At 33.7% G+C, this 12,738-nt stretch carries 11 protein-coding genes and 2 pseudogenes; 8 read left to right on the top strand and 5 right to left on the bottom strand.

Annotated elements, in window-relative coordinates:
• Positions 1 to 250 precede the first annotated feature (250 nt).
• A complete protein-coding gene (locus ACLHDF_RS23610) occupies positions 251 to 586 on the bottom strand; it encodes an SPW repeat protein (RefSeq protein ID WP_180896437.1) in 336 nt (111 codons plus the stop codon).
• A gap of 340 nt (positions 587 to 926) precedes the next feature.
• On the opposite strand from ACLHDF_RS23610, the gene ACLHDF_RS23615 reads away from it, so the two are divergent.
• The 8 genes and pseudogenes from ACLHDF_RS23615 to ACLHDF_RS23650 all read left to right on the top strand — a co-directional run bounded on the left by ACLHDF_RS23615 (position 927) and on the right by ACLHDF_RS23650 (position 7,661).
• A complete protein-coding gene (locus ACLHDF_RS23615) occupies positions 927 to 1,271 on the top strand; it encodes a hypothetical protein (RefSeq protein ID WP_413921028.1) in 345 nt (114 codons plus the stop codon).
• 1,140 nt (positions 1,272 to 2,411) lie between these two features.
• Positions 2,412 to 2,682, top strand: a pseudogene (locus tag ACLHDF_RS23620) (DUF4183 domain-containing protein).
• Between the two features lie 798 nt (positions 2,683 to 3,480).
• Complete coding sequence (locus ACLHDF_RS23625; RefSeq protein ID WP_055991493.1) at positions 3,481 to 3,696, top strand: hypothetical protein; 216 nt, start codon at positions 3,481 to 3,483, stop codon at positions 3,694 to 3,696.
• Between the two features lie 118 nt (positions 3,697 to 3,814).
• Complete coding sequence (locus ACLHDF_RS23630) at positions 3,815 to 4,120, top strand: hypothetical protein (protein ID WP_413921029.1); 306 nt, start codon at positions 3,815 to 3,817, stop codon at positions 4,118 to 4,120.
• Between the two features lie 540 nt (positions 4,121 to 4,660).
• A pseudogene (locus tag ACLHDF_RS23635) lies at positions 4,661 to 5,009 on the top strand (cell wall hydrolase).
• Positions 5,010 to 5,310: 301 nt separating this feature from the next.
• On the top strand, positions 5,311 to 5,523 hold the full coding sequence (locus tag ACLHDF_RS23640) for a hypothetical protein (RefSeq protein WP_413921030.1): 213 nt from the start codon (positions 5,311 to 5,313) through the stop codon (positions 5,521 to 5,523).
• A 303-nt stretch (positions 5,524 to 5,826) separates the two neighbouring features.
• The gene (locus ACLHDF_RS23645; protein WP_413921031.1) at positions 5,827 to 6,033 is read left to right on the top strand and encodes a hypothetical protein; all 207 of its coding nucleotides are present in this window, start codon (positions 5,827 to 5,829) and stop codon (positions 6,031 to 6,033) included.
• Between the two features lie 374 nt (positions 6,034 to 6,407).
• The gene (locus tag ACLHDF_RS23650; RefSeq protein ID WP_413921032.1) at positions 6,408 to 7,661 is read left to right on the top strand and encodes a pentapeptide repeat-containing protein; all 1,254 of its coding nucleotides are present in this window, start codon (positions 6,408 to 6,410) and stop codon (positions 7,659 to 7,661) included.
• A gap of 915 nt (positions 7,662 to 8,576) precedes the next feature.
• On the opposite strand, the gene ACLHDF_RS23655 is transcribed toward ACLHDF_RS23650, so the two are convergent.
• The 4 genes from ACLHDF_RS23655 to ACLHDF_RS23670 all read right to left on the bottom strand — a co-directional run bounded on the left by ACLHDF_RS23655 (position 8,577) and on the right by ACLHDF_RS23670 (position 12,490).
• A complete protein-coding gene (locus ACLHDF_RS23655; protein WP_413921033.1) occupies positions 8,577 to 10,073 on the bottom strand; it encodes a multicopper oxidase family protein in 1,497 nt (498 codons plus the stop codon).
• Positions 10,074 to 10,332: 259 nt separating this feature from the next.
• On the bottom strand, positions 10,333 to 10,479 hold the full coding sequence (locus tag ACLHDF_RS23660) for a hypothetical protein (protein ID WP_413921034.1): 147 nt from the start codon (positions 10,477 to 10,479) through the stop codon (positions 10,333 to 10,335).
• Between the two features lie 57 nt (positions 10,480 to 10,536).
• Positions 10,537 to 10,791 (bottom strand): hypothetical protein, encoded by a 255-nt coding sequence (locus ACLHDF_RS23665; RefSeq protein ID WP_413921035.1) that lies wholly within the window; start codon positions 10,789 to 10,791, stop codon positions 10,537 to 10,539.
• 823 nt (positions 10,792 to 11,614) lie between these two features.
• Entirely contained in the window at positions 11,615 to 12,490 is an 876-nt protein-coding gene (locus tag ACLHDF_RS23670; protein ID WP_413921036.1) for a DUF1259 domain-containing protein, read from the bottom strand.
• Positions 12,491 to 12,738 lie beyond the last annotated feature (248 nt).

Here is a 12,738-nt window from a genome sequence, read left to right on the forward strand (position 1 = left end):
TAAAAAATCAATATATTTATATAAAGAGACAAAAATGATTAAATCGATAATTCCCAGTAAATTATTCTAACGAGCAACTTGTTGCATAAGGAAATCGGGATCTTAAATATGTACAATCAACTCTAAAAATAGGGAGCTACTCCCTTTAGGGAATAGCTCCGTTTTTTTAGATCTCCACTTTTTGGGGCCTTAACTACTTCATCGTTGTTAAGTAGCTTGCTCAAATAGTTGGCTCCTATCCATTTTATCTTTAATCCACAGCCTTTGATCCCGAATTAGATCCCAAGCTCCATAAACTAAATATAATCGTGATTAAACCAAGAATTACACTTGACCAAACCTCCCCATTTGTTAATGAATAGATGAATGGAAAAATTACAAACCAGACACCAGTAATTGTTGAAATCCAGTTTTGCCAAGAATTCCAACCAGGCTTGTCATAGCCCCACAATGATACAATAACTTGAATGATTCCAAAAATAATACTTGACCATAAAGCTCCTGATTGATCTGAAAAACCAATAACCCAAGGTGCGATAATAAACCAGACACCAATTAATGCATTTAAATTACCCCTTATTTTCACGGTTACACCTCCCAAAGGTTTACGAAATCTCTAAAGATTTCATTACTGAATTATATGCTTAGAAATTATTAACATTAACTAAAATGAGGATACATAGTGATTTATAAAAAAAAGCAAAAACAATCCGTATGAGGCGGATTGTTTTTGCTCAAAGAGAGATCAGGACTGTAGTTCTTAACTGTATTTTATATTCCTCATTTCACTTTATAACTACTTATGAAATTACTATCTTTGTATATTAATATTTTTTAGAAGGGGAGAAAAATTGTCAAAATAATCATATATTTTTACTTTCTTTTATATTATTTCCTTATGTTCCATATAGAAGGGAAGGCTGAAAATGGAGGCAGAGATAAATTCTTTATGTACACCAATCCCTGGCCAAAAAAGCAGATCGAGTCGTAATTTTTCACTTTTTCATTTACCTACGAATAAAAAAGTTAGGATCGTAGTTGAAAGGAAGTATCAGGGTATATCATTTACTTTTGATGTTATGAGTGATGACCTAAACAGTCCAGATCATGTCATTTGGCATAATGTAGGAAATGGTTCAATTCTTAAAATGCCGGATCTGATTAGACAAAGTAAGGGATGGTACATTGCAAACCCTTCTATAAGTTCTACGGTAGGGTTCACAGATTTGGTTGGAGAAACATTTAAAGTGAAGTTTTATACATTAGAATAAGCATATAAGCTAACCGAAAGTTGGCTTGTGAAATTCATGAAACGAGGGGAACAAAAAGGAGGAACACTGTATCAGCTTTTTTCTTTTTTTGTTTTCAAGCTAGTGAAGCAGTATATGTATCGTAAATACGATGCTGTTAGATGTTTTTCACCTAGAGAATTCACCTAAAACAGATCTATAACCATAAAATAATTTGTATTCTTAGAGTCTTCTGTCTTTCTAAAAATACACCCTGCTAACTGAAGGAAAACTTGACTATAGGAAAAAGATTCTGAAACGAATATTTACATTAATGAAAAATGTACATGTTAAGATACAAATAAAAATGATTAGAATCATTAGTTCTAACTTGCTCTATCCCTAATGGTGCTGATTATGTAAAAGAACGTGCTCCTTAGTTGTACTAGTAGCAGGTTAGGTAAGAGGTTTGATTGCATACTTCTATATTAATCATTGATTAATGAATTGTTTGTATGCGTGCCCTAGGATATAAAAAATTATAAATATTTTTATATAGGGAAAATCACTGGCATCATTAGTTTCAACGGCTATGCTTCGGCTAACTTCATTATTTATTCCTCTCTCCATAAATTGACTAATATCAAGAGTTTATAGGAAGGAAAAATAAAATATAAAAAATTTATTTATGTTCATTTAAAACCTTATATTTTCTTTTTTACTACAAACCGGTGCTAAAAGGAATAGCTTCTCTACCCTTTTTCTATTATTTTAAAAAAGATAGAGACATACCTATGGTCGCACAATGGATTGCTTGCATAGTTAACATAATCACAAGTGAAAAACTTAATGATATTAATGGATGCGTTAAAATAACCTAGCCTACTCAAATTTTAAGAGTAGGCTTTTTATAATTGTTATAACTTTCTTTGACTTAGATGAAGATAGGGTTCCCTCGAGCACAAATGTAAAACAGCTAAGTTTTAAGTACAATTTTTGAAGATAATAGCCAGTTAAATGAAGAGTAGGAAGAAATAAAGAATAAAACCAACAGCAAGTAAGCTAGCCTATGTTTTGAAAACTTCATTTTATATATTCTACAGGATGTTTCTTGCCTCTTTTTTGTTAATAAATTCACAAAAGAATGCTAAACTTAATATTTTTAGAAAGGGGTGTATATGAATGCCTATTGTAAAACCTTTTATGAATTCCCTGAAATTCAGCTCTATAGCAGGAAATGGAACAGTATACTATTCTTGCTACAGCTTTTACGACTGATACAGGTATAGCTGCTACAGCTTTTCCATCATCACCTGCATATTATAACCTTTATATTAATGGTCAAATCCAAACAGCTGATACATCGACTATTACCTCTGCTGCCATCACCATTCCAGATGGTGACACACTCTCTCTTGCAACTCCAATTGTAATAGAAATTGTTGTAAACTAGTCATATCTTATTTCTGAACTAGTTCTTCAGTAAGTAAATCAGGAATTTTTTAGGAATATGGATTTTTTACTTGTAAATAAGGCAACGATTAGACAATAGCAAGGATAGAAATTACATCACAAACAAAATACTAAAAGAGATGGAGTCTCAAGCATAAAATGATCATATGATTGCTTATAATAGCTAGGTTTACATCTCTTTTTTCAATAGTATATTTTCTTATAAATAAGCTTAATCTACCTATCACCGCTACCTCTTATGTTTCCCTTTATCCAAGCATCAAATAAAGAGGGAGAAGTTATGTAATGTAGCCATCTGAAATTTACATAAGAAACTTCTAATTGTTTTATGAAAAACTACTGACTGAACCCAGTAGTTATTTTATTTATAATAAAATAACTGTGTTAAATTACCTCATAATTTTATTTTTGTAGTTGATAAAGGAAAATGAAATGACCCTAAATAATAAGATTAGGGAACAATTTAAACAGGAGTTAGAAGACATACAAACTTTATTGTAATTATAAACGAATCAAATTAAAAGGGTTGAGCCTTGTACTATAAAGAGTTCGACCTCATTAGTTGCTTAGATAATGTATCTAACTTTTGAGATTTAGTTTCTAATCTCGATATCCCTTTTTATCTAAATGAGCTTATCATGTACAAATTTGGTATTGATGTTAATATACAGCTGAAAATAGGTATTTCCCCTCTATACTTTGTCCATTCAATGTTTAATATTTTTCATATAATATATAGCAATGTGAATTTATTTTTCTTTTTAAGGAGGGGTTTTGTATGAGCAGAGATCATAAGTGTGTATGTGATCAGTTAGAAAGATTACAACCAGGGACACAAGTTGATATATTCCTAAACGGAAATGTACTGGAAGACCTTATTTTTACTAACTTTAATTTAGATACTTTCTGTGCAACTTTTGTTGATGTGGAAACGGAGACAGGAACTATTATTGTTTTAGATTGTAGAGATATACAAGCACTTCGAATTGAGTAGCATTATAAGATAATAGTGTAACAGTGTAACTGCAGAAGAGCTTGTAAAAGGGCTCTTCTGTTAATTTAAAAAGACGCTCTATTCAAATATTATCTAAACTAAGAAAGGGAAACCTAAAATGTCAATTTTTGTTAACCGTTTTACCAATCCCAAAATATTTAACTCTAATTCTATAGCCGAGGATCATAATCAGAAGGTATATCATATTGATCTGAATTCAAAATACAGTTCTAAAAGTGTATGCAGCCTTTTGGAAACTTTTCACCAAGGAAAAAAGGTAAAAAACCTTTTAGTAAATGGTACACAAATAAGAGTTCAGAATTTTGTAGGATTTAACCCTAAGACTGGTCTCGCTACATTTTGGGGAAAGAATGATGGTATTCTTTTAGTTGATTGTGAGCGTATTGATGCTATTACACTTTGAAATAATTTTCATACTATAATGCCCTGTTCTGTGTCTTGTTAACCAGTGAAGATAACCTTTACTTTAATATTGTTTTATAAGGGATTAATGACAGCCATTTTTATACTTCTACATCATTTATACAAATATAAGGTTACTTTACAAACGTCTATAGAATTTACAATACTCTTATGCATATTTTTTTGCAACAAAAAGGCTTCATAAAAATAGAAGCCTTTTTAAAATTGTTACCCATAGAATAATAAAAATCAAGGAAGTTTAGTCCTGTTAAGATATTCAAAACAGTTTAGTTTATAAGATTCTGTATAATTTGATATCAGAAATAAAATTAAATGTTTAGATAAAAATCCATTATAACGTAAGCAGGATAGTACCTGATTTTCTAGCCAGTGTATATTTTATTCACTTTGCATTTAAATATTTGTTGTTACTAGGACCAATCAAGGCTAAAAAAGCGCCTATGTAATGCCCCTCCCTAAGAGGACCTACTATAAGGTTTAAAAATACAAGAGTTAAAATTATGGCAGCTGTTAATGCTAATTGTTCAACATTGTCCTCTTAGCAAGATTACTTAGAACAAAAGGAGAAGATCAACATGTATGCTGCTTGTTGGTAATGTAGGAATTAATCGTATAAGAGCTAATTGTTCTGATTGTAAAGGACTTCGTACGATTCCTCAACTGCTCACCAACCATATACATTTGAAGCTATTACACACAGATATTTTTATCAACGAACTAGAGAAAAAGAAAAACGTTTAATACATAAGATTATTAATGTAGAAAGCTTATGGCCTGAAAATTATAGTTTATGGTATTTCAAACCACCTGGAGTGTGTTCTACAACATGGTATAACCACCCTCAAGTCGGTAGGTATAAATCTCATTGATTTTATCAACCAACAGATCAAACGCGTGAGAATGTTTATACTACATTTTAAAATAACAAATAAATTTTATAGCTGTAGTAAGCTCAAGCTACATAAGAGGACGTGAGGCATCACACCAAATTTTCTGTTTCTAATCTGTAGACACTATACATTTCTAGCTAACATAATCATTGTTCTCGATAATTATTTATATAATAAATAATTAAATAGTACAAGCTCTTACTTGAAATTTACATATAATAAATCAAATGTAAATTTATAATTTATATTTAATTTATTGCAATAAGGGGGGATACAAAGGATGATTACAGACTTATTAAGAATCTTAGATCCTGGGACACCAGTTCCAACCTTAGTCGTAGGCGGTGCTATACTTACTAATCTTGTATTTTCAAGCTTTAATGCTACAACTAATTTAGCTTCTTTTGCTACTAGAACAGGTACTGGGACAAACGCTAGCACAAATATTGTCACAGTAAACGCTAATCAGATTCAAGCTATAACAACAGCTTAACCATATATCTTATTTAGAATTGGACATGCTTCCTTTGACTGCATATTTTATTAGATATATCTTAAAATCCTCATGTTTGTCCAAATATTTACAACTAATTTGAATGTGATAAATTATAAAACCTTCCGTACTATTCCTATAAGCACAAAAAAACTACTGATAGATCCAGTAGTTTTTTTCTGCTTTTAGGCTGTATACGATATACAAAGACAATCTACATAATCCGTTTAATAAGAATAGAATAGTCTATTCTTAGACCATTCTATTCTTATAGAGTTGCATTTAGTATTTAGCACAGTCACAATGATTGCAATTACAGTGACGATGGCATCTACAATTAGAATGATGATCATGATGATTATTACATTCATGGTGGTGTTTACAGCTAGAATCATGGTGATGATCGCATTCATGGTGGTGTTTACAGCTAGAACCATGGTGATAATCACGTTCATGACGACGTCTACATCTACAACAAAATACAAGACGATTCCAACAATTCATATATAATACCCCCTATATATAGAATAGGATATTATATTCACAATAAAAAAAATGGCTTGTATTAGTGTCACCTAATCTAAAGAAATAGGCTCTACAATATAGAACGGTTATTCTTAAAGAAAAATTCTTGATGATTACAAGTAGAAAACAATATTTTTTCTATTTTTAAATGGATTTTATAAGAAGGGAAAACCTTTAGATATTGCTTGAACATAATGGTTAAATATTCCTCATAACTTCTCATAAGAATATAGAGTTGGTCCCTTATAATTGCTACGGTTAATACTCTTAATATTTGTTCATATGAAATTTTTTTTAGTAACACAGATCAAGCAATTGGGTCATATGCTGATGAATGAAAAATGAAAGGTTGTGAATAAATGAACTATTATGTTTATGTTCCATATTATCCTCTGATGCATCCCTATCAACCAGCTAATCATAAATGCAGAAATTCATATCCTGTAGACATATATTATACCCACCCTAATTATTTTGATTATCGTTTCTATGCTGTTCCGACTTATCATGAAACAGAATACCAAATCGACAGAAAAATAGTTAGAAAAGAAAAAGACGGTCCAGATTTTGAAGCCCCGTTCTATCGTGATTCCGATCTTGAGGCCCCATCCTATCGTGATTCCGATCTTGAGACTTCATCCTATCGTGATTCCGATCTTGAGGCCCCATCCTATCGTGATTCCGACCTTGAGACTTCATCCTATCGTGATTCCAATCTTGAGGCCCCGTTCTATCGTGATTCCGATCTTGAGGCCCCATCCTATCGTGATTCCGATCTTGAGACTTCATCCTATCGTGATTCCAATCTTGAGGCCCCATCCTATCGTGATTCCAATCTTGAGGCCCCATCCTATCGTGATTCCGATCTTGAGACTTCATCCTATCGTGATTCCAATCTTGAGGCCCCATCCTATCGTGATTCCAATCTTGAGGCCCCATCCTATCGTGATTCCGATCTTGAGGCCCCATCCTATCGTGATTCCGATCTTGAGGCCCCATCCTATCGTGATTCCAATCTTGAGGCCCCGTTCTATCGTGATTCCGACCTTGAGGCCCCATCCTATCGTGATTCCAATCTTGAGGCCCCATCCTATCGTGATTCCGATCTTGAGACTTCATCCTATCGTGATTCCAATCTTGAGGCCCCGTTCTATCGTGATTCCGATCTTGAGACTTCATCCTATCGTGATTCCGACCTTGAGGCCCCATCCTATCGTGATTCCAATCTTGAGGCCCCATCCTATCGTGATTCCGATCTTGAGGCCCCATCCTATCGTGATTCCGATCTTGAGGCCCCATCCTATCGTGATTCCAATCTTGAGGCCCCATCCTATCGTGATTCCGACCTTGAGACTTCATCCTATCATGATTCCGATCTTGAGACTTCATCCTATCGTGATTCCGATCTTGAGACTTCATCCTATCGTGATTCCAATCTTGAGGCCCCATCCTATCGTGATTCCGATCTTGGGACTTCATCCTATCGTGATTCCAATCTTGAGACTTCATCCTATCGTGGCTCATTCCTAGACAATTTATACAAAGATGGTCCATATGGTGATATAACTGTAGCCTATCCCTTCAAAAACGATATAACCAATGGAACTAAATAAAAAACATAAACGAAAAAGTAATTGCTGAAAAGAGGGATAAGTTATATAAAAAGACCGTATCCTTTTTTATGTAATTAGTTTAGACAAAACTTATGATAATAACAAAAAACTAATTTCTTATTTATCATAAGTTTTAAATACCATATTATCATTATTAGATAAAGCTTTTAAATAGGTCCACTCATATATAGAAAAGACATTGACAAGGAATTTATCAATGTCTTTTCTATATATAAGCTGTATATTATATACAAATCTAATTAAGTCAGATAAGTGAGAGACATTACTGCTCCTAACTCTCCTAAGGACCGTACGTGAGCCTTTTAATTCATACGGCTCAATCCTCCCAGTTGTAGATCCATTTGTTGTCGTATCTGCATCATATACCATAACGGTAAGTAAAACTTACGCTGACGCTCCATATGGAGGTATACATAACAGTACGTTTCTTTCATCAAAGGATAGCCACAACCTTATGTGCCTACGAGAGACCAACGAGAAGTCAGCTCTCTTTCGTGCTTATTCATGGGTTTATTCATAAGGATGATAGTATCCGTCCAGCTATACAGTTTCCTACTTTCCTGTTTTCTTTCGAGATAATGGGGTTTGCTTTCCCTCGTATCCCTTACCCTTTGCCAAATCGTTTGACTTTGCAGCCATTCTACTGTTTGTACAGATGAAAAAGAGCTTACCAAGTTCCGCATCTTATAGATACGACGAGGTTAGGTGGGTTCTTTACTCCGGGCAAGATACGGGACGCGTCACAGCAGCATTACGAATCTGCTTTTCCTCTTACCAATAACCAGGCAAATCTGTGCACTATCCTGAGCTAACACTGGCGGAGCTTACAAACCTTCACTATTGTTCACCATACTCAGTTTTATGGGAAGTTCATTTCCTAATGAAATTTATTTATCAGTTTGATTTGTGTTTATTGCGATTGGAAGGTATGATTTTTAACGGCCTCATCATGTCATGGTCTTCATGTTCTAAACGATGACAGTGCCATACGTAGTCTCCAGAAAATGGCTGAAACCTCATGATGATTCGCACGGTTTCTCCTGGACCTACTAGAACAGTATCTTTCAAACCAAAATCAGCTGGGAGAGGAGCTACCAGGTTTCCATTTTGATCATAACGATCAAGGACACGAAAATTAACCAGATGTACATGAATAGGGTGAATTCCAGGGGTTAAATTCACTAACTCCCATATTTCAACAGAATTAAGTAAGGGTGTTTCTGTTGCTGGGTCCATCCACTCCTTATCGTCAAATAAAAGCATAAGACGTCCAAATTCGTCTTGCGAGTCATTTAATGTTAATCGTCTTATCTTTTTCACTTTATTTAATGGAATACGGTCAATATGGCTCAAGAGAGATGGAAGTCTGCTCGGATCAGGACAAGATAAAAATTTAGTTACTTGGAATTCCATTATCTCGCCGGTTGGCTTTTCTGATTCAAAACCATCTTGTAATATTACATTTTTCCCTTCCAACCCTGAAAAATCAATAACAATATCGATCCGTTCAGCTGGTGAAACATCCAAACTTTTCACTTTAATTGGACGGGAAAGAAGGCCACCATCAGTTCCAATTAAAGCAAAAGGGCGCAGGTTGCTTAATTGGAACTGATATGTTCGAGTATTGGAAGCGTTTAATAAGCGGAATCTATATTTGCGAGGCTCTACTTTTAAAAATGGCCAGACTTTCCCATTAACTGTAATGGTATCTCCTAAAAATGAAGGAACAATTGAAGGGTATGGTAAATTAGGGGATGAATTGTCTGGTTGTGCAGGATAAAAGAGCGAACCGTCTGGATTAAATGTTTTATCTTGGATAATTAGAGGTACCTCGTATTTACCCTTAGGAAGTGACAGTGATCTTTCTTGCTCATCGCGAATGAAGTAAAGTCCCGCAAGACCTGCATACACATTCAGACGAGTAACCCCAAGTGCATGGTCATGATACCAGAGAGCAGTTGCTCTTTCCCGATTCGTATAATGATAAATTTCTTTCATAAAGTGAGGACCTGTTTGTCGAAATTCTCTTGTAAACCATGCTTCAGGATGGCCATCACTAGCTGGTTCTGAGGGGCTTCCATGCAGGTGTACAACGGTTCTTACTTCTGGATTTTGACTAGCTCCGTGAATGGTTTTATCGACTGGTAAAAAATGTTTTGTAGGTAAGTTGTTTGCCCATCTCACATATATGGGTTGATTTTTTTCTACATTAAAAGTTGGACCTGGTACTAACCCATTATAGCCCCATACCTTGGTTTTAGGTAAATCTCTATGAAACTTGTGTAGTGTTTCAATCATGCATACATCATAAAAGGGCCTACCTTTATAGATTCCCTTTGGTCTGATTATTGAAGGAATTGGAAGGATATCAACAAATTTTTTTAACTCCAAACATTTTTATCTCCTTTTATTTAACAGAATATATTAATGGACTATATTCTATTAAATAAATATTTTTTTGCTTGTATACTTGTCCATATTTATTAGATTAAAAACAATTATGTATGCATATGCTATGCAATCTCAGTTACCATAATGAAAGTTATAAGAACCAAATAGCCTTTAGAATTAATTCTAAAGGCTATTTGCTACAATAATTTTATATTTTATTATAGAACTTGATATATAAGGGTTTATAATAATTTTTTAGTTAATTAAGCTTCACTATTGTTAATAATGCAGCATTAATTTCTTGTTCACCTATAATTGGTAACAAAGTATCCGTAGATGGACCGATGTTTCTAAGTTCCAATGTTGAATTTTTGGGAATATGAATAATAGCTTGTCCAATGAGCATTAGACTCGCTCCATTCACTTGTCTTTGTATACCATAATTGGTAATTTTATACTTTACTTAGACATTATTTAAAATCAAACCATACATTGAAGAAGAAGAAGGACCATCGATTAATAATACATATTCAATCTTATAGTCACCGGATTTACCAATTATTAAGGTGTCGCTAGGTAAGGCAAACTTTATATGATTTAATGGACCGTTTTGATTAAACGTTATACTTTCACCTGAGTTGACCATGATGGGTTCGGAACCTATGAGTGTAACGTAGCCATAGGCAGGTGAATATCTTTTCCAGTTTTGATCTGGCACTATTGGTCACCTACTTACTTATTATTTCTATTATGGTATGTGAGTAGATTAAAATTGATTGTACTATTGTACTATGAGTTATATTATTAGTCCTAATAGATAGAAATGAATACTCAATACAAGGTTAGTTAACATAATAAAAATTATAAGTAATCATAAAAGAAACCTTTAACTTCTACTTGTATACTTTCACTATATCAATCAAAGTTAATAAAATTTTTTTATAATATCAGCACTTGTCCAAACGCTTGTAATTACTTTATATATCATAAATTATACAAACAAACCCAAAACCTTTCTTTTTCTGTTTTTAGATGCATATTATATATAAAAATAGTTTACATATGAGTTTTCTCAGTATCAAAAGCCTCTTCAGTTCATCAAAGAGGCTTTTAATGTGTGATAAGTGGATTTAGAAAAGAAGTAAGGTGAAGGTTAAATTAACTACCAAATAAATTATATTCATTAGCTCACTTTAAGTGAATTGTCCAGTCAATAAAAATGAACTAAAAACAGCCCATGAATTAATTCATGGGCTGTTTACCCTCCTAGCAAAGGATGAAAATAAAGATAGAGCAAGAGATCTGTCACATGTAATATATGTTGCTGCCCATTACGAAGCAAATTGTCCATATGAATAAAACAAGAATAATTTGAGAAACTGCCAAGATGAATGAACCATCGTTTTAAGGTTATCTCCTTAAGAACGGAAAACCCCCTTCCCAACGGGGATTTTTCTGCTTTTAAGCTATATATGATATACATGTTTAGTTAACATAATGTAAACTCCATAAATAGTCTATTTTAGATAAAAAGATGCATTTTACTCTTTCGGGTACACTTGCCTAGTGGTAAGTACACTCAGAGCATCCTTAACTTTTCTTGCAAAGGAGAGTGGCTGATCAATAGACTCGAAGTGCATAAACATGAGACGAGGTTGATCAAATAGCCAATGATTATGAACAGCTGTTACGATGATACCATGTTCTCGAAGCTTAGTGATAAATGGATTGATTTCAGTCTGCAAAATAACAGTTTCTCCACTGCAAAGGGCCTGACCATCTCCTGTCATGGACTCAAATGTAAACATTTGAGGGATTAGTAAAAATGATCTTCCCCTTCTTCCAAGAACCTCGGGGTGAATGTTTGTACGAGATTTCATTACTGTACAAATTCCTTTCTCAAATGTATGCATGGATCCCCCCAGAATGCTATTAAATCTGTCACAGAGATTAGATGAGTTACTATAATCAGAAGTTATGGATCTACAATCGGGATAAACATTCCGTGTAGTCAATACACACAATGCATCTCTAACTTTCCTCGCAAAAGAAAGTGGTTGATCAATAGATTCAAAGTGCATATACATTAGACTTGGTTCATCAAATAACCAGTGGTTATGAACAGCAGTTACTATGATGCCATGCTCCCTAAGTTTACTCATGAATGGATTAATTTCCTCTTGGAGAATTACTGTCTCCCCAAGACATAAAGCTCTCCCATTTCGATCAACGTCTTCAAAAGAAAAAGCCTGTGGTACAAACATGAAAGATTCTGCTCTTCTCCCTAATACTACGGGATGAAGATTGGTACGAGATCTAGTTGCGGTACATACGCTATTAATAACACTTGGCGTTGAGTCAAGTATTCTTGCAAACTCTCTACAGAGTTCAGATGGTTGATTGTCCATATTCCTCATGAAAATGCCTCCTATAAATAACATATAATCTTGTTATAATATGTGCTTACATAAATTAAGAAATGGGCAATAGTCTACTACCGTTCTCTTTAGATAACTTTTTCTGTTTTCAGGCTGTATAAGGTATATAAATCTAGTTAATATAATGAGTGTCATCCGAATTAAAAGCCATCGGAAAAAATGATTCCAACGGCTTTTTCAATATCAGAACATGCCCAAACTCTTTTCATTTAGTTGCATATTTTACT

The sequence above is a fragment of the Priestia megaterium genome (genome assembly GCF_046599315.1).
GTDB lineage: Bacteria > Bacillota > Bacilli > Bacillales > Bacillaceae_H > Priestia > Priestia megaterium_F.

What these genes read in the sequence shown, in the direction of transcription:
- ACLHDF_RS23660 (WP_413921034.1), bottom strand. Translation starts at nt 10,479, where the DNA reads ATGCTCATTGGACAAGCTATTATTCATATTCCCAAAAATTCAACATTG.
- ACLHDF_RS23615 (WP_413921028.1), top strand. Translation starts at nt 927, where the DNA reads ATGGAGGCAGAGATAAATTCTTTATGTACACCAATCCCTGGCCAAAAA.
- ACLHDF_RS23640 (WP_413921030.1), top strand. Translation starts at nt 5,311, where the DNA reads ATGATTACAGACTTATTAAGAATCTTAGATCCTGGGACACCAGTTCCA.
- ACLHDF_RS23645 (WP_413921031.1), top strand. Translation starts at nt 5,827, where the DNA reads ATGATTGCAATTACAGTGACGATGGCATCTACAATTAGAATGATGATC.
- ACLHDF_RS23650 (WP_413921032.1), top strand. Translation starts at nt 6,408, where the DNA reads ATGAACTATTATGTTTATGTTCCATATTATCCTCTGATGCATCCCTAT.
- ACLHDF_RS23630 (WP_413921029.1), top strand. Translation starts at nt 3,815, where the DNA reads ATGTCAATTTTTGTTAACCGTTTTACCAATCCCAAAATATTTAACTCT.
- ACLHDF_RS23625 (WP_055991493.1), top strand. Translation starts at nt 3,481, where the DNA reads ATGAGCAGAGATCATAAGTGTGTATGTGATCAGTTAGAAAGATTACAA.
- ACLHDF_RS23670 (WP_413921036.1), bottom strand. Translation starts at nt 12,490, where the DNA reads ATGAGGAATATGGACAATCAACCATCTGAACTCTGTAGAGAGTTTGCA.